We start from the raw sequence: 17,625 nt of genomic DNA, 5'->3' as shown, positions 1-17,625 counted from the left end.
GAGTACTTTGTAAAAGAAGGAAAATGGGTGACAAAATAGCCCAAAACTGAAAAAGAAAAGATGGTCAAACAACTATTCAGTTTTTGTTTGAAGATAACCATTCTGTATGAATGTGAAACGACAGGCATCCAAGACTCGCTTTCTCCTCAACTGGTAGATTTTTTTTCTTTTTGGCTTTATAATAATTCGCTTATGAGAGGAGGATGGGATGAAAAAAGAGTTACTTTTGTATATTCTGATTCTTGCTATCGAGGGACTCTCTTTTTTTATGGGAATAGGCTTTGTTCTGGTTATGTATAGAGTGTTTGGACCTCTTGTGCGGTATCTTTGGCTTATCGGTCTTGGGTGGGTTGCACTTTTCAGTTTAGTTTCTTTTGTTCCGATTCGAGAAATCCTGAATAAAATAAAATCGTAGCGGGAGTATGCCATGAAACGATTTGTCTCTTTTGTATCCTGGTTTTTTCTCTCTCTCATGATTCTTTTTCTTCTGGTAGGAAATCTCTTTTATAAAATATGGCAACCCTTGGCGAAGGAATATCTTTCCAATGTGCTTCCCTCTTCGGAGGAACTCCCTGAGCCTTCTTCACATCGGTATGAGATGAGTATTAGTCTGAGTAAAAGTCTTTTTTTTCGGTATGAGCCCGTTTCCTTTTCTGTGGTGGTGAGACAGAGAAAAACTTCCGCCATAGTCTCCAATGCTTTTGTGCGTCTTCGGGCTGTGGATAAAGAGGGGAATGTTCTTCTTGATATTCGAGGGCAAGATGAGATCTGGGTTTCTTATGATCCGGAAAAACGGAGCTGGAATGGGATATGGTATCCAGATCTGAATAATCGAAGTGAAACAGTTCGTCTTGTTTTCAGCGTACAATTTGAGAGTCCGCTTGAACCTCTTGTAGAGGAGAGAGAGATTACGCTCAAACAAACCCCTGTTTTTCGTTCTTCTTCGCAGGGGCTTTCTTTTCTCTTTATTGAAGAGATGGAGAGCCTTTCAAGACGAAGTCTTCTTGCCCTGGATAATGAAGAACGTGACTGGAATGTGCTTCCCCAATGGATAAACTTTCTCAATGTGGATGGGGTTTTGGTTATGGGAGGGGTCACCCGTTTCATGGAGGATTATTCCTTGCAGGATCCCTGGAATAACCAGAAGATGCAGGAAGCCCTTACGATTGCCCGATGGGCAGCAGGGCAGGGAAGGCAGGCGGGAGTGTGGGTCAAGGCCTTTCGAGGAGATGGAAATCTTCTCAGTGGGACAGGGTATGAATCATCGTGGTATCAGAAGGATAATCAGTGGTTACAGGATGTCAGTACGATTTCTTTTGCTTCTGAATCACGGTATCGTGTGCTTGCTTCTCTTCTTGGGAGTCTCAGTCAGCAGGATTCCCTCGCCTATGTGGGGATTTCGGATTATCTTCTTCCTGATAATTATGGTATGGAACTGGCTATTCCCTTTGTTGAAACGGTGGTTTCAAGACTTCCCCAGGACTGGACCAATCGCAGCTTTGAACAAAAGTTTGCCTTTGCCCGCAACTATCTTGAGAATTCTCAGAATTATCAGGCCTTTTTGCAGTGGAAGCGCTACTATGTGGTGGGGAAACTTCGGGAGATGATACGCTCTGTGCGTAAGCCTGTTTTTTATGTGTTGAACTGGGAAGAACTGGAATCTCAGAGGGATCTTCTTGACACGTTGGCGTCGGCGGGATGTGATTTTTTTGTGATTCAGCTCAAGATGTCTTATCGTGATTTCATGGATATGGGGAGAAAACTTTTAGAGCATCCTTTGATTCGTCCCTATCTTTCGAGAATTGTATGGGTGAATCAGATTCAGTATCAAAATTTTTATTTTTCCTCTGATATGCCTTTTAGCATTGAGGGTTTTGTGGCCATGAATGAAGCGGTGGTGAAAAACGCCATTTCTTCTCAGCCGGCTTTTGGGCTTGGGGTGAATTTCTACAAAGCCATGTATGGTAACCGTGGGCCATACAATCCGATAGAATGGCTTATGGGAGCAGGAGAGAGTTTTGCGAGGGTACGAAGGATTCGCAGTCATATTCCCTTAGATGTGGATGTGGTGGTGCCTCGTTCGGTGGGGGGAAATTCCTTTCAGATTCGTGTGAGGGTTCAGAACAAAACGCTTATGCCGATTGAAAAGCTTGCGCTTGAGCATATTCCTACCCGGATGATACGTATCAACGGGGCACCAAAAGTGGAATGGAATACCCTTTCTCCAGGAGAGATTAGTGAGGCAGTGGTTGGATTTTCCATCGATCAGGCGTCTGATAAGTTTGTGCGAAGCGATGGGATCCTTGCTTTCAGGGTGTTCTGGACCTATGGAGGAAAACAGGACTCCTTTATTCTCATGCGAACGGTGACTATTCAGCCTTCTGAACAGACCACAAATCAGTAGGAAAGCCATGAGAGCCTTTGAGATAGTGTCTCATGAGTTCTTGGCGCCGGGAGTGTTTCGCCTTGCTTTGTATGCCCCTCTGGTGGCTTCGCACGCGAAAACAGGGCAGTTTGTGGTGCTTATTCCTGTGGCGACAGGGGAGAGGATTCCTCTCACCATCAATCGTGCCGATCCTGAGAGGGGACTTATCACCGTGGTGTATCAGGTGGTTGGCAAGACGACACATCTTCTTTCTACCATGAAGGTGGGGGAAGCGCTTTTTTCTGTTCTTGGACCTCTGGGACGACCATCTCATATAGAAAAAACAGAAAAGACCGTTGTCCTGGTTTCAGGTGGACTTGGGGCGGCTATTATTTTGCCGGAAATGTATGCCTTTCGAAGTGTGGGGACTCCTGTGGTTTCTGTCATTGGAGCAAGAACGGAGAGTCTTCTTCTTTTTCGAGATGAGTTTGAAAGGTATTCTGATAGGGTACTCATTGCCACCAATGATGGTTCATGTGGAGTGAAGGGATTTGTCACCGATGCATTGGCGGAGTATCTCGCAAGCGAATCTTCACAGGTGGCCTTTGTGAAGGCTATAGGTCCCAATCGCATGATGGAAGCGGTGAGCAAGTTGGCCTCGTCCTATGGTATTCCGACCTATGTGAGCCTGACCTCTATTATGGTGGATGGCACAGGGATGTGTGGGTCCTGCCGCGTTTCTATTCACGGCGAGATCAAGCATGTGTGTGTGGATGGGCCTGAGTTTTTAGCCGATGGGATTGATTTCCAGGAGCTTGAGCATCGGAATGCCCGTTTTCAGCGCCTTGAGAAAGAAGCCTTTGCCTCCTGTGGATGTCATCCAGAGCGCAGGTAATCCAGTGGCAGGAATTTGAGTATTCCTTCGACAATGCAGCGGTGTTTGGGAAGGGCAAGTTCCGGGTCATAGGCAATAATCCGACGGGTATCTTCCATACACATGGCCACGAAACGGTGATCACAGAGATCGGCAACCTTGAGTTCCGGAAGGCCTGATTGCCTGACCCCCAAGATCTCACCAGGTCCTCGTTGTTTGAAGTCAGCCTCAGCAATAGCGAAACCGTCATCTGTCTCACAGAGGATCTTCATCCGTTCTTTTGCCTCTTCTGAGATCTCTTCTTCTGTGACAAGAAAACAATAACTTTGATGACTTCCTCGGCCTACGCGGCCCCTGAGTTGATGAAGTTGAGAAAGCCCGAATCGATCCGCGGCTTCGATGACCATGACGGTGGCATTCGGGACATCAATACCCACTTCGATGACAAGCGTGGAAACAAGGACATGGGCTTTTTGAGAGCGGAAACGGTCCAAAGCTTCAGTCTTCTCTTCTGAAGACATGCGTCCATGGAGCCACACGACTTCAAAGGGGGAGAGTTTCTCCTGGATCTGTCTGTGATAATGTTCTAAGCTTTTGAGTTCTAATTTTTCGGAGGCTTCTATGACGGGATACACAAAGAAAGCCTGACGACCATTTTCAAGTTCTTTTTTGATAAAAGCAAGCATCTTGGAGTATTCTGAGGTGGTAATCCAGTGGGTCTTGATGGGAAGTCTATTCTGGGGTTTCTCCCGGATGATGGAGATATCGAGGTCTCCATAGAGGGTGAGAGAGATGGTTCTGGGGATAGGGGTGGCTGTCATTACCAAGAGATCGGGGTGATTGCCCTTTTTTGAGAGGGCAAGCCTTTGTTCTACCCCGAACTTGTGCTGTTCATCAAAAACCACAAGGGCAAGATCCGAAAAAACTACATCGGGTTGGAGAAGAGCGTGGGTGCCCACAACAAGGCATGGTTCTTTTGTTTGAAGCTTTTCCAGGATGTCTTTTCGATCTTTGGGAGGGGTGCTGGAAGTGAGAAGAGCGACGAAAAACGCTTCTTTTACCAGATTTTTGAGGCTGTGGTAATGCTGAAAGGCAAGAGATTCCGTGGGGACAAGCAGCGCCGTCTGGTGGTTATTTTCAGCCGCCACAAGCATGGCAAAAAAAGCGACGAGGGTTTTTCCTGCACCCACGTCTCCCTGGAGGAGTCGATGCATGGGCTGAGAGGAGAAGAGGTCTTCTTCTATCTCTTTCATGGTCTTTTGCTGGTCTGTGGTGAGGGGAAAGGGAAGTGTGCTGAGCATCTTCCAGGCCCGTGAGGCGGAGAGGTAGCGGCCGTCTTTGGCAAAAGAGGAGAGAGCCTTCCTTCGGAGTTGTACGGCTATTTGAATCCCAAAAACTTCTTCGTAGGCAATACGGATACGAGCCTTTCGAAGACGAGAGAAATCAGTAGGGAAATGGATCTCCTGGTAGGCTTCGGTCTTGGAGAGGAGTTTATGGCCGGTGACAGCATAAACGGGGATTTCATCTTCTATCCGAGAAAGATAGGTGTCTAAAAGTTTCTGCATAATCCCCTGAAACTCTTTTGGGTAGAGTTCTGAAGGGAGACGATACACCGGGAGGATTTTTCCAAAATGTTTTGGTATGGCTTTTTCTTCGTATGGTTCGAACTCAAAAGAAGTGGCCTGAATCTCATTGTACTTCATAAAAAATTGGGCATAGAGCCAGTAGGTGTTGCCAATACGAAGGTTTTTGAAAAGATAGGGTCTATGGAATCCCACAAGAGCGGCCCGCATCTTGTTGTCCTGAACAATAATCTTGGGGTGTTTTTTATTTTGAAAAAAAATAGATTCGTGGTCTATCACCCGTACGATGGTGGTCACAGGTTTTTTGGTGAGAAGGCTGGTTTCAATGGAGGAGATCTCTTTTCTGTCTTCGTATCTGAAGGGGAAATAGGTGAGGATATCATACACCGTTTCAAGCCCGATTTTCTTCAGGGCCTTCTTTTGCTTTGGGGTAAGAAAGGGGAGATTTTCTATCGAAAGAGAGCGTAGATCAGCAAGGTACATTTACTTTCCCTGAGACATCCGATAACTCATCTCATTCTTGTAGAGTTTATCATAGTAGTAACCACGTTTGCTGAGTTCTTCTTTGAGTTTGTCGGGGAAGGGGACATAACGCCAGAAGATGAATCGGACATCATTGTCGGCTAATTTCTGGATACCTTCGCATTCCTTGGTCATCCAGAGGATATAGTCATTGATGAAGTGCAGTTTGATGTCCCCTTTGATTTTGTTCGAGGAGATATATTCGTAGTATTTTCCGGAGAGACCTTCGTCCATCCAGTGATAACCGGCCAATTCCTTGGCCACCTGCCAGCGGAAATCCCCCATGGCCATCACAATAGAGAACATGGGATTTTTGGCAAAAACTGGTACGGCCACTCTTCCTTTACTTGTCGCCTTGTTGTAACGATCATAGGGTTCCCAGCACATACCGTAGGTACCGTATCCAGGGACAAGAATCACATAGGGAGGGACACGGTTGGTGTGCTGGCGGAAGGTGCGCTGGAAGATGGTGAAATCCAGTTCTTCCACCTGCCGGAGTCTCTCAAGAACACGCATCTTGAAGTTGAAATCACGTGTTTCTCTGGGGAGGAAAGAACTGGAGAGAACGGGGAAGTGATTTCCCTGTCTTCCAACGGTCATCTTTATCATCTGGCGAATGGCGTTGAGTTCGTTTTCGGCGGTGTGTTTGTCCACGGAATAGGTGATTTTTTCTGCTGATTCCATGTTGAGTTCTTGCTGAACCTTTTCAAACTCTTCGTAATGTTTATCGTAGGAATTTTTGGTGACAGTGAGTTCTTTATCCACCTTTTTGAGGTCCCTGACGAGATCTAAGAGTTCATCAAGGTTTTTCTGTTGCGATTCGGTGTAGGTATCGGGGAGGTTAAGCAGGGGTTCGGTCGTATGCTGGGTGATTTGCGCTACAAGGGATTGGAGGTTTTCTTCGAGGATTCTCCGCCGCTCCAGGGCCGCCATATACACATTCCGTTCAGCATCTAAGGCACCGCTCATTCTTTCATATTTGGCCCTGAGAGCATCGTCTTTTTTTTCGGAGGAGGTTTTGGGTCTTTCGTCTGTCATACTTGGCTTGATGTTTCCGGAGAGGATTTCAATGAGCCACTCGTCCACATAAAAGACGGAATTGTCCGGGTCGTGTTCTTCGAAGGGCTGGGAGAGGATCATCTTCTGATCTTCTGGTTGGAGGTATCTGAGATCTAAAATACCATAACGGATAAAAAGTCGCTTCTCTTTGGCCATATTTGGGCTCATTTTCTGCCCGATAGCGTAGTAGAGATTCCACACGGCATTGGCAAAACGGTCACGAAAAATAGCCTTTCGTTCTTTGTCGGTTTCTTTTTCATACTGGTTTTTGAGAGAGAGAAGATTTTCGACAAGCTCGCTATCCTCTCCACTCAGTACCTTTTTCAGGAAGCTGTCCGGCAAACTCTCATAAAGTCTACCCATACCCTTCTCCTGTTTTTCTCTTTGCCCCTGATAGTATATCCCATCTTGAAGAAAATGTCAATACTTTGAGACCTTTGCACATTCGTGCAAAGGTCTCACTTTTCTCCTCGGGAAAAGGCTTTTCCAATGTAATTTTTTCCGGAACAACTTTTCAAAAGACCCATAACGAAGACGTACAGAAAAGAGAAACCCCCAAGAAACAGAATTTTTCACTTCTCCTTTTGTTCCAAATACCCTTCAATGAGGGCTTTGCTGATGTTCTCGGCCAACTTGTCGATGGCGAAGCGGATGTAATTGGGATCATGGATCTTTTGGCGAAGAATCTGCATTCTCTCTTCTGAGAGAGAACTCGAATTGGTCTTGACAATGAGCCGGTGAAAATTCTTGCGCTTCTGTGTCTTGAGAATCACCTCCTCAAGACCGGGAAGCGTCTCTGTCGGTTCTACACGAACTCTTTCTGGTGTCTCAGTTGGACACTGTTCTTGCTTCGTATGAGCCATATTACATCCACCCGCATCTCTTGAAATAGGATTTTGTTTTCTTCTATATATCTTTCGGCTGTTTTCAAAATTCGTTTAATTTTTTTGGGAGAGATAGCGACCTCGCACCAGTGGCTTTGGGTGGCTTTGCGACACTTGACCTCTACGAGAACAAGTGTGCTTCCCTCAAGGGCGATAATATCTATTTCTCCCTCTTTTGTCCGATAGTTTTTGGTTAATATGGTTATCCCGTGACTTTCAAGGTAAGAAGTCGCCTGTTCTTCAGCCCATTTTCCGATAGCGGAGGTACTATGGTGTTGAGTCATTGGGGCCTGATTGTATCTCGTTAGAGTATACCACCTTCACAATGTAGAGATCAGGTTCTTTGGAAAGGCGGATGATTTCTCCGTTTTCTACCGTGTCCCCGAACTCATCCCGTACGATTTTGACGGTAGGCCTGAAGGGGGAAACACTGTCCGAAGCCACCACACGAGCGATGCATTTATTGTTCAGTTGAACGTAGCTTCCTACAGGATATACCGACATGAGGGAAAGAAATACCTTGAGAATATCGGGGTCAAATTTTCTGGAACCCTCTCCTAAAATGAGACGCATGGCGTCGTAAGACTCCTTTTTTTCTCGATAAGACCTGTTTTTGGTTACCGCTTCGTAGGTATCAACAATGGCCATGATTCGACTCATCTCAGAGATTTCCTGACCTTTCAAACGTCTCGGATATCCTGTGCCGTCAAAGCGCTCGTGGTGTTCCAGTCCTACCCTGGCAATCTCCACAGGGAGATTGAGTTCCCTGGAAATCACCTGATAACTGTAGATAGGATGGGTTTTGATCTGGTTGAACTCCTCGGGAGTGAGTTTTTCCTCTTTCTCCACAATGTAGGTGGGGACTTTGAGCATGCCTATGTCAAAAAGAAGGGCGGCCATTGCCAGATTGATGAGTTTCACAGCGGAATATCCAAGCTTTTTGCCTAAAAGAAGGGCAAGGATGGTGGTGTTCACAATGTGAAGTGAGAGATAGTCTCCCCTTCCTGCGGCATTGATGAGGTTGATCCAGACCTCGATCTTTTTTTCTCCCATGATGGTATTGACAAACTCGTGGGCTAATTGCTGGAACTGGTTGGCATCAAGGCTTTCTCCCCGTTTGTATTTTTGATAGAGGGCATTGACCTTGGCTATAGCATTCTTGTAAAACTCAATATGCTTGGCGGCCTCTTTGTCAATAACCACCTTTTTGTGGGGGTCTGTTTCTGTGGAGGGTTGGGGCTGAGAGGCTTTTATTTTCGATTCGTCAACCACCTCTACAATCTCTCCTGCGGTCTGGACTTCAGAAAGTCCCCTGTTGTAAAGCATACCAAGGGTGGCCCTATCAAGTGGTTTTCTTGCCGGAAGCACAATATTGTAATTGTTGTCAAAGAGAGATTTGTCAAAAACCATTCCAGGACGCAGATCAGAGAGGGGAATACGTTTCATCTCCGGCATAGATGATCCCTTGTGTTTTATTTTTTGCTTCTTAAAGCATACACAAAACTGAAAATTTCTGCAACTATTTGGTAGAGTTCTGGTGGAATTTCCTGGTTTTGTTTGAGTCTGTAAAGGGATTCCAGGAGTTTCTCATTCTTGTAGATAGGGACCTGATTTTTCTGGGCAAGTTCAAGGATGTATCTTCCCACTTCTCCTTCACCTTTGGCTAAAATGCGGGGTGCCTGATCTAACTCAGGTTCATATTTCAGGGCAACGGTTTTATTCATTTTTTCCTCCTTGTGGATTCTTTAGGCATACAGGTTGATACCTCGCCATGGCATATTTTCTTCTTCTGGGAGAAAAAATTGCCAGGGGTTTTCCCAGGGATGGACATGGACAATAACCTCCTGCTGAAAATGTGTCTTCCAGCGTTTCTGAGAGTCTGTAGCCCAGGTCTGGATGTCTTTTTGCCATTTTTCCCAGATAGCCGGGTCCATGGAGACGACAATCGTGAGCTGGTGGAGTGACCATTCGAGGATGATATGCCATCGTCCTGTGATATCATCCTCGAAAAGTATATGGATCTGGTTTTGTTTTTCCCCCTTTTTGGCCAAGACAAGGGCCTCCTCTTCTCTCCACAAGGAAAGGAGATGGTGAGTCCAGGAGAGAGTGGAAAGCACCTCTCCAATCCAGGGAGGAAAGTGGGCCATGGTTTCCATCCTTTGCCGGATCTCCTGGGCAGAGGATGACTTTTTTTCCGCTGGAAGGGATGCCTCTATCCAGGAAGTGAGATGCCGCAAAAAGTGGGTGGTCTCCTCACTCAGAGGGAAACCCTCTTTGAGGACAAAGAGAAACCATTCCATGGTGTGTTTGTCATACCTCCGGGAAAGACGCAAGACCATCTCCAGTAACTCCTTGGAAAGAGGAAGCCCTCGTTTGGCAAGGGCATATCCCCACGGCAGGGCGTCTTCTATCGAAGGCATGCCTAAAAGTATCAATTGGTCGATCACCATGGCAAGAAGGCTTCTTTCCTGGTGCAGGGAAAGCCTTTCACTACTTGCCCATTCTAAAGGGGTCAGCTTGATGGTGAAATGACCATCCTTTTTCTGGACCTCGGCCAAGGCTAAAAACTCCGATGGTACGTCTTCAGTAGCCCTCGCGATGGTCTCCACCTGGTTGATGCGAAGGCGCAAGGTATCTCCCCTTCGTTCTATCACCTCTACCTGTACAATACGGCTTTCGATGGCCGTTTCCCTTAATGGGGCGGTAATGTGTCCTATCGTTATCATACTTCTCTTGTAGAAAAATATCGGTATTTTTTTTCAAAAGATGAGGAGAAGAGGGTCTCGGAGAAAAAGAGATGGCTATAAGGAGAAGAAGTCAAGAGTTGATTTTTTTCTTTTCTTCCTCTATAATATTGAAATGTTATAGGATATGGTGAGAATGGGGATGGTGGAGTTAGTAGAGGCGAAGCACAGATTGTATCAGCTTCTGAGCGAAGGGAAACTCGATGAGGTTCAAAATGAAGCTCTGGAGTTGATGAGTGCATATCCCCAGGACAAAGATCTGGAAGAGATTCTTGCCACGGTTCGTTTCTGGAAACATCGGCAGGAGTATTTTCTCCTGCAGGATGAGGCAACAGGTGGGGAGGAACTCTTTCAGGAATGGTGGAAGTATGAGCATTTTCGTCGGGAAAATCACTATACCAACCTGAAAGTTTACCAGTCTATTCGGTATTTTGTGTTTTCCCGGTTAGTAGAGATCCTGATTGAGCTTTATCAACTTTCACCTGTGCCAAGAAGGGATATCCTGGTGATGTTGGGAGAGGTTTTTCTCTCTCTTGGCATGGTGGATAGGGCTATAGAGACACTGGAGTATGCCCTGAGTTTGGGCAAAAGTGAGGATGATGTCTCTCTCTATGTGCTTCTTGGCAATGCCTACGGAGAGGCCGGACAGGAGGAGATGGCCTCGGTGATGTATAATGATGCCCTGTATATCAATCCACCCATGGTGGAGGTGGAAAAGATTACCTACCCCCCTCTCCAGAAATTAGCGGAGATGATTGCTTCTCACGGGGTGAAAAGGGAGCTGGTTGGAGAGTGGCTTCCTGTGTATGCCTTTGTTCATGGGACACTCAAGCACAAACGGGAGCTCTCTTCGAGAGCCCACTATGAACTCAGGCAGAGGATTACCATGCTGGAGCAAACCATCAAGTACGATAAAAAGGCTATTGACGTGCTGGTGCCCCGTTTGGTTAATGCCTATCTGTGGATGTTAGACTATTACCTCTACCAGGCGAAGGCAAAGAATAATGCTAGAGCCTTAGCAAACAAGATTGTAGAGGTAGTGGACAAGGGGACCGGGGTGGTTCAGGTGAGAGACCATCTCCTTGAGAAATTCAGGCATGTTTTTGCCCAGATGGAAAAAATGTTGGCGAGGTAAAAGATGGCTATAGTGGTGGTCGGTTCTTTGGCCTATGATAGTGTGGAAACTCCTGCAGGAAAAAGGGAACGGATGTTAGGTGGGTCTGTGACCCATTTTTCCAATGCGGCGAGCTATCTCTCACGCCCCTATATTGTGGGAGTGGTTGGTCAGGATTTTGCCGAAACAAGCTGGGAGTTTCTCAGGCAAAAGACAAAATCTCATCAAGGAGTTTTGGTTCGCCCAGGCAAGACCTTTTTCTGGGCCGGGGCGTATAGTGGCGATATGAATGAGGCAAAAACCAAGACCACCGAACTCGGGGTTTTTGCTGATTTTCAGCCCTACATTCCTGCTAAATATCCCAAACGAGGGCTTCTCCTTTCTTGCCAATATTGATCCTGTGATTCAGAAAGAGGTGGCCCAGCAAATGTCCGGGATGAGATGGAAGTTTTTGGACACCATGAACTTCTGGATTACGAGTAAGCCAAAGGAATTAGATGAGGTGCTTCAGTTAGTCAATGGGCTTATTGTGAATGAGGGAGAAGCCATGCTTCTTTCCGGGAAAAAGCATCCTTTAGAGGCGTTAGAGGCCCTTTATCGCCCTCATTTTGAGGTTTTGATTATGAAACGGGGGTCCAATGGGGTTATCATTCAGGGGAAAAACTTTCGGGTGACTCTCCCTGCGTATCCTACTTCTCAGGTGGTTGATCCCACGGGAGCAGGGGATAGTTTTGCTGGAGCCTTTTGTAGCTATCTGGATGCCCATCATGTGAGACGTCTTACCCCTCGTGTGGTAAAAAAAGCGGCTTCTTATGCCACGGTTGTCGCGTCGTTTTGCGTGGAGGATTTTGGTGTTGATGGTATTGCCAAACACAGCTGGAAAGATATCCAGAAACGATGGTCTACCTACCGTCGGATGGTATTTTTATAAAACCTACGAAGAGAAAATCGAGGAGGAGATCCCATGACTGATATCCAGAAAAAAGAGGATATTCTCAAAAGCCTCAGGGAGCGTATCAAGGAGGAGCAGTGGACCCAGACGGCTATAAACGAATACTCTGTGAAAATGTTTGTGGAACTCGATAATATTATCCATATTGCTGTGGAAGAGGGTTTTCAGGATGAACTAAAAGAACTCTGCAATGAAGCCCTTGCCAGTAAACAGAATAGTGTGATCGCTTCTTATATTCTTGGAATGCTTCCCTTTGAGGAAAATTCCGTTGGAAATAATCTTATCCCGGATCTGATTCGTCGCTTTCTGGAAAACAAGAAGTATAAGATTACAGAATATCTCTGTGAAAAGCTCCTTGGCTACCGTGAGGATCAGGAGGCCCTTCGTGCCCTTGAGATCATCTATGAGAGTCAGGGAAACCAGGAAGAGCTTCTCAATATTCGCCGCCGGTTGGTGTTAGTCGATGCCAAAAATGCAGCCACAGCCAAGTACTTAGGGGAATATTATGAGGCTCAGGGAGACAAGGACCAGGCAGCGTTTTATTATCGTTTGGCGTTTGAGCGGTATATCAAGCTCAAGACCATCCGTACCCTTGAGGAACTCTGGGGAAAGATGGTGAAGCTTTTTCATGATGATAGTAATCTGGTGCTCATGTTTGCCAGAAAACTTCGTGAGGTTCAGGGGGATGCCCGTGTGGCGGAAACTGTGTACAATGACTATGTGCATCCTCTCATGAAAGCAGGCAAGTACGAAGAAGCCCTCAAGGTTTTGAAGGTTATTGTGGAGTGGAGGCCTGATGATAAACAGATCAGAAAGGCTCTTGAGGATTGTTATCGGGCTATCTACCAGGATCATTCCCAGCTTGACAAGTATCTGAAACTCTCAAATATTGGTCAAACCTGGAAACCCTATCGAGATGCCATTCGTATCTTTGAGAGCCATATTGCGTTCGATGTGGGCAAGTATGTTCATCACAAAAGCTGGGGGTTTGGGCAGGTCAAGGCCATGGAAGACGAGAATGTGGTGATAGATTTTGAGAATAAACCAGGCCACAAGATGTCTCTTGAGATTGCTCTCAGGGCCCTTGTGGTTCTCGATGATGATCACATTCTTCTGTGGAAGAAGAAACGACCGGAAGAACTCAAGAAGATGATTCAGGATGATCCTCTCAAGGCGGTGGAAATTATTTTGAAAAGCCTTGGGGGAAGTGCTTCAGCCACCCAGATAAAAGAATGGCTTGTTCCTGATATTCTCTCTGAATCGGGATGGAGCAAGTGGTGGATTGTGACACGCAAGAGAATTGAAAGCAGCAATACCATTGTGCCCAGTCTCACCAAGAAGAATGTTTTTGACCTCCGGAATGCTGAGGTTTCTGTTCTTGATGAACTGGTGAGCAAATTCAAAAAATCAGGGACAATGGAAACCAAAATCAAGTATATTATGGACTACAAGCTTCGAGGGGGTGCCTTTGGGGATGCTTCTTCCTCGGCGATGACAGCGTACTTTGAAGATATTCTCAAGTCCTCTACGGAAACCCAGGAGCGAAAGCTTCTTGCCTTTTTGGTGCTTAAGTTTGTTCGAGGAAGTGCCCTCTCTGATGATCTTCTTGATCAGAGTTGGCTCTATGGGCTCAAGAACATGGGAGAATTCTACACCGATCTGGACATCGAACTCAAGAAGGAATTTCTTGCCCTTCTTCGTCAGAGAGTCAAGGAATGGCCTACCAAATATGTGGATCTTGCGGTAAAAACGCCCATCAACCGTCTCTCTAACTTTATGTTAGAGGAGTTGCTTACTCAGGGGGAGTGGAACGCCATTCAGGAGATTATGGAGGTGGCTTTTTCCAGTTATGCGGAGAAACCAGAACTCTATATCTGGTTTGTTCAGCGAGTGATTGAAGAGCCAGAGATTTCTCAGAGGTTTGGGCTCAAAGAGAGCGAGATGGTTTTCCGTCTTCTGGATATTTATGAGAGTTTGAATCAGGAGATAGAAGACAAGGTGAATGTCTCTCTCAATAAGCGTCTCTGTGGGATGATAGAGGGTCTTTTGTTTGAGAAGGGTCTACTTGACAAGGTAATGCAGCATATCGAACCATCGACGGCCCTTTCTCTTTATGCTCAGTTAGACATGTCAACCTATTTCCCTGAAGGATACAAGAAAAAATACCTTGAGGAACTCCTTGGGAAGTATCCTGATCTCGCCAGCAAAGAGATGCAGGAGAAAACCAAGCAGGGTGCCAAGATTCGTCCTCCTCTTCTGGTGACAAAGAAGAGTCTTGAGGCGAAACGCTCAGAACTCAACCGGCTTGTGACGGTGGAGATCCCTGAAAATAGCCGGGCTATTGGAGAGGCTATGGAGAAGGGAGACCTCAGAGAGAATGCCGAATACAAGGCGGCTCTGGAGAAGCAGGACCAGCTCAAGGCGGCTGTAGCCCGTCTCGAATCTGAACTTGCCAAGGCGAAGATTATTGAAAAGTCTATGGTAGATACCTCTCTTGTGGATGTGGGAACCAAGGTGACGCTCAAGACTGAGGATGGGAAAAAGGTGACCTATCAGATTCTTGGTCAGTGGGATGTGGATTTTGAGAAAAATATTATCTCCTACCTCTCTCCCCTTGGGGCAGCTCTTCTTGATAAACAGGTAGGGGATGTAGTGGAGTTTACCTTTGGCAATGAACGGAAGGTGTATACCATTGAGTCCATAGAAATGGCTGATTTTGAGGATTGAGGGGGAGACCATGGAAAAAACGATGGAGAGAGGACAAAAAGCCTCAAAAAGTCTCTTTGAGAAGATTTATCCATGGGGATATACCCCTTACCGACTTCAGTGGTTTGATTATGTGTTGGCTTTTCTTGTGTTTCTTGTGGCTTTTGTAGGGTATATCAAGACACTTACCCCTTCCATTGGAGCGGGTGATAGTGGGGAACTCACGACTACCCTCTACAATATGGGGGCAAGCCATGCTCCTGGATATCCCCTCTATGGCATTTTAGGGAAACTTTTTACCTATCTTGCCTTTGGGGATATCGGGTATAGGGTCAATATCTATACAGCCACCACGGCAGCCGGAGCTGTGCTTTTTCTCTTTCTCACGCTCGTGAAGCTTCTTGGGCTGAATCGAAGTGTTCCCATCTCTTCCAAAAAGCCACAGGCCCTTTTGAGTGTTCATATTCCTGCGTTAGCGGCTTCGTTAGCTTTTGCCTTTGCTTCTGATCACTGGCAACAGGCGGTTGGGGGAGAGGTGTATTCTCTCAATGTGTTTCTTGTCTCGATGATGATCTTTGTGATGGTATGGTGGTATGAAGAGCTTCTTGGGAATCGAAATCGGGAGGAGATAGATTTTGCCTATAGAAAGTCTCTTTTGCTTGCCTATGTGATGGGGCTTTCGTTGACAGACCATCAGCTTCCTCTCTGGTATATTGTGGCTTTTTTTCTTGTGATGTTTCCCCTCACCTTTTTTGCCCTTTTTGCCAACAAGGTGGAGGACACCAAGCATGTGAAAATGTCTTCGACGTTTTCCATCTGGTGGGTGGTACTTTTGGCCCCGGTTGTTTCCCTTGTGGTCATGCAGATAAGTGGACGGTTGGGTTTAGCGTTTCTTCTTTTTGGTGCTTTGGCGGCGTATTCCTTTTTTGGAATTTTGCTTTCTCACCTCAAAAAAGAATATGCAGAGGCTTTTCAGAATCGTTTGCCCTATGTGCTTACTATGGCTGTGTTAGCCGTGATAAGCGTGGCGATTTTTCTTGTCAAGGCCTATCTTGCTAGACTTATTTATCCTCAGGATGTGGGACTCATTCTTTTCTCTATTTTCCTTGTGCCTGTCTATCTTTTGGGTTATACGATTGTGGTGAAACTCATGGGGCTTAAGGGTAACTGGGTTGATAGGGTGATGGAGATTATGGGATTTGGCTCACTTCTCTTTATTTTTGCTATGACGATTTATTTGTACATGATGGTAAGGGCAAATGCGCTTGCCGATCTTCCTGATCCAAAACCTCTCAGCTGGGGAGATACGAGAAGCCTTGAGGTGCTTTTCAACCAGATGCTTCGAAAACAGTATGGAGGGCGTGCCGCCAGTGGAGGGATCAACTATTTCTGGGGACAATTAGCATGGGTAGGGAAATTTCTTGTAAGTCAGTTCGGCTTTGTGAATGTCCTCATTGGCGTGGCAGGTTTTCTTTTCATGCTTCTTCGGGAGAAGATCTGGGCTACTTATCTTTTGTGGGCTATGACCCTTCTCACGGTGTCACTTATCAAGTTTGTCAATCCTGAGGTAGATGCCTGGACCCAGAGTTTTCAGGTGGTAATGCATATTCAGAATTTCTGGGTGTATGCGATTTTTATTGGTTTTGGGTATCAGGCTCTTCTTGATCTTTTCTCTGGTCAGTGGAAACGGTCTATGGCGATGGAGGAAAAGAATTGATGGGATGGTATCAGATTCTCCGTCGGTTCTATCATGCACTACCAGAAGGATCTATTAAGCATTTTCTTGTAAGTTTAGGATATAGGGTTTTGTATTTTTCTACTCTTAAGTCTTATGCCTATGAGAGAAAAAGAGGGTGCTGGAAGGTGGTGACAAGAGATGGGGTGACTCTTTTTTCTTTTCGAGATTTTGATCCTGCGCCTTTAAGCGATCCTGGACTTCGTTCTCTCACTTGTGGGCAGAATGTGCTTGATCTCGGGGGAAATATTGGCATGGTGGCTCTCTACATGGCGCAGAAGGTGGGGCCATCAGGGCATGTATGGGTCTATGAACCGGATCAGAAAAACCAGAGACTTCTCCAGGCGCATATTGAATTCAATGGGGTAACCAATGTCACTCTTGTGCCTGCTGGTGTGTGGCAGGAGAGTGGGACGCTTACGTTTTATGAGGGTGGAACCTATACCTCTTCTTTTGTGAAGACCAATTATATAAGCGAAAATCCCGCTCAATACAAAGAGACCTCTGTTCCAGTAGTTTCCTTGGATGACGAATACAAGAGACATCAGTGGAAAAGACTTGATTTTATCAAGATGGATATAGAGGGCAGTGAGACCAAGGCTCTTTTGGGGGCAAAGAGGCTTCTTTCCGAACTTTCTCCTGTGCTTCTCATTGAAACCCACGAGAGTGAAGGAAAGAGTACCGCCGGTGAGGTGAGAGATTTTCTTGTCTCTCTTGGCTATACCGTTGAGGAAAAAAAACGGGAAAAATATCCCACACTTATGGCTTATAAGACTTCGCTGAGGAGGATATCATGAACTGGATAAAGGTGTTAGCTATCGGCATCCAGATTTTTATTGGTTTTGCGGTGGCCTTTTTCTATGTGCGCATCCTTAAACGTCGTTTTTTAGGAATGCTCTGGGGTGCCACGGTGGTTGGTATTATCGGGAGTGTGCTTGGTGGCTTTTTCCTCAATGATATCTTTGCCTGGATGGTCAATAATATCACGACGGTGAACTATGTAGCCACCATCAGTGGGGCCCTTTTTCTTATCTGGGGATTTTCCAAGATGACCCACGATGGAAGAGATTAAGAAAACAAGAGGAGA

Annotated in this window: 17 protein-coding genes; 10 read left to right on the top strand and 7 right to left on the bottom strand. The window is 46.0% G+C overall.

Annotated features, from left to right (window positions below; all coding sequences use genetic code 11):
• The first annotated feature begins 208 nt into the window (after window positions 1-208).
• Genes BREVNS_RS04375 through BREVNS_RS04365 form a run of 3 tightly spaced genes read left to right on the top strand, consistent with a single transcriptional unit; the run spans window position 209 to window position 3,260 of the window.
• The gene (locus BREVNS_RS04375; RefSeq protein WP_483427837.1) at window positions 209-415 is read left to right on the top strand and encodes a hypothetical protein; all 207 of its coding nucleotides are present in this window, start codon (window positions 209-211) and stop codon (window positions 413-415) included.
• 12 nt (window positions 416-427) lie between these two features.
• Window positions 428-2,404, top strand: a complete 1,977-nt coding sequence (locus BREVNS_RS04370) for a hypothetical protein (protein ID WP_483427836.1) — start codon at window positions 428-430, stop codon at window positions 2,402-2,404.
• Between the two features lie 7 nt (window positions 2,405-2,411).
• Complete coding sequence (locus tag BREVNS_RS04365) at window positions 2,412-3,260, top strand: sulfide/dihydroorotate dehydrogenase-like FAD/NAD-binding protein (protein WP_483427835.1); 849 nt, start codon at window positions 2,412-2,414, stop codon at window positions 3,258-3,260.
• Here the strand turns inward: BREVNS_RS04365 and recG are convergent.
• The 7 genes from recG to BREVNS_RS04330 all read right to left on the bottom strand — a co-directional run bounded on the left by recG (window position 3,242) and on the right by BREVNS_RS04330 (window position 10,013).
• The gene (gene recG, locus BREVNS_RS04360; protein WP_483427834.1) at window positions 3,242-5,305 is read right to left on the bottom strand and encodes an ATP-dependent DNA helicase RecG; all 2,064 of its coding nucleotides are present in this window, start codon (window positions 5,303-5,305) and stop codon (window positions 3,242-3,244) included. The two genes, BREVNS_RS04365 and recG, sit on opposite strands and share 19 nt — an antisense overlap.
• Entirely contained in the window at window positions 5,306-6,766 is a 1,461-nt protein-coding gene (locus BREVNS_RS04355; protein WP_483427833.1) for a hypothetical protein, read from the bottom strand.
• Window positions 6,767-6,975: 209 nt separating this feature from the next.
• Window positions 6,976-7,266: a hypothetical protein gene (locus BREVNS_RS04350; RefSeq protein ID WP_483427832.1), complete on the bottom strand. Its 291-nt coding sequence runs from the start codon at window positions 7,264-7,266 to the stop codon at window positions 6,976-6,978.
• A complete protein-coding gene (locus tag BREVNS_RS04345; RefSeq protein ID WP_483427831.1) occupies window positions 7,209-7,571 on the bottom strand; it encodes a YraN family protein in 363 nt (120 codons plus the stop codon). The genes BREVNS_RS04350 and BREVNS_RS04345 overlap by 58 nt, the downstream gene beginning before the upstream one ends.
• Window positions 7,555-8,742 carry an HD-GYP domain-containing protein gene (locus BREVNS_RS04340; RefSeq protein ID WP_483427830.1) on the bottom strand — a complete coding sequence of 396 codons (1,188 nt, stop codon included), beginning with the start codon at window positions 8,740-8,742 and terminating at the stop codon, window positions 7,555-7,557. The genes BREVNS_RS04345 and BREVNS_RS04340 overlap by 17 nt, the downstream gene beginning before the upstream one ends.
• A 17-nt stretch (window positions 8,743-8,759) precedes the next feature.
• Window positions 8,760-9,011: an EscU/YscU/HrcU family type III secretion system export apparatus switch protein gene (locus tag BREVNS_RS04335; protein ID WP_483427829.1), complete on the bottom strand. Its 252-nt coding sequence runs from the start codon at window positions 9,009-9,011 to the stop codon at window positions 8,760-8,762.
• Window positions 9,012-9,032: 21 nt separating this feature from the next.
• Window positions 9,033-10,013 (bottom strand): hypothetical protein, encoded by a 981-nt coding sequence (locus BREVNS_RS04330; protein ID WP_483427828.1) that lies wholly within the window; start codon window positions 10,011-10,013, stop codon window positions 9,033-9,035.
• Between the two features lie 154 nt (window positions 10,014-10,167).
• On the opposite strand from BREVNS_RS04330, the gene BREVNS_RS04325 reads away from it, so the two are divergent.
• From BREVNS_RS04325 to BREVNS_RS04295, 7 genes are read left to right on the top strand one after another with little or no spacing between them, the layout of a single operon-like run.
• The gene (locus BREVNS_RS04325) at window positions 10,168-11,166 is read left to right on the top strand and encodes a tetratricopeptide repeat protein (RefSeq protein WP_483427827.1); all 999 of its coding nucleotides are present in this window, start codon (window positions 10,168-10,170) and stop codon (window positions 11,164-11,166) included.
• Between the two features lie 3 nt (window positions 11,167-11,169).
• On the top strand, window positions 11,170-11,541 hold the full coding sequence (locus tag BREVNS_RS04320) for a carbohydrate kinase family protein (RefSeq protein WP_483427826.1): 372 nt from the start codon (window positions 11,170-11,172) through the stop codon (window positions 11,539-11,541).
• Between the two features lie 31 nt (window positions 11,542-11,572).
• Window positions 11,573-12,076: a PfkB family carbohydrate kinase gene (locus tag BREVNS_RS04315; protein WP_483427825.1), complete on the top strand. Its 504-nt coding sequence runs from the start codon at window positions 11,573-11,575 to the stop codon at window positions 12,074-12,076.
• A 33-nt stretch (window positions 12,077-12,109) separates the two neighbouring features.
• Entirely contained in the window at window positions 12,110-14,824 is a 2,715-nt protein-coding gene (gene greA, locus BREVNS_RS04310) for a transcription elongation factor GreA (RefSeq protein WP_483427824.1), read from the top strand.
• A 10-nt stretch (window positions 14,825-14,834) separates the two neighbouring features.
• On the top strand, window positions 14,835-16,520 hold the full coding sequence (locus tag BREVNS_RS04305) for a glycosyltransferase family 117 protein (RefSeq protein ID WP_483427823.1): 1,686 nt from the start codon (window positions 14,835-14,837) through the stop codon (window positions 16,518-16,520).
• A complete protein-coding gene (locus BREVNS_RS04300; RefSeq protein ID WP_483427822.1) occupies window positions 16,520-17,335 on the top strand; it encodes an FkbM family methyltransferase in 816 nt (271 codons plus the stop codon). The genes BREVNS_RS04305 and BREVNS_RS04300 overlap by 1 nt, the downstream gene beginning before the upstream one ends.
• Complete coding sequence (locus BREVNS_RS04295) at window positions 17,332-17,610, top strand: hypothetical protein (RefSeq protein ID WP_483427821.1); 279 nt, start codon at window positions 17,332-17,334, stop codon at window positions 17,608-17,610. Before BREVNS_RS04300 ends, BREVNS_RS04295 begins: the two co-directional genes overlap by 4 nt.
• Window positions 17,611-17,625: the final 15 nt, after the last annotated feature.

Origin of the sequence: Longinema margulisiae (assembly GCF_025266855.1) — a bacterium.
Classification (GTDB): Bacteria; Spirochaetota; Brevinematia; order Brevinematales; family Thermospiraceae; genus Thermospira.
Note: the sequence above shows the minus strand (reverse complement) of the source record. Positions and strands in the feature narration are given on the sequence as shown.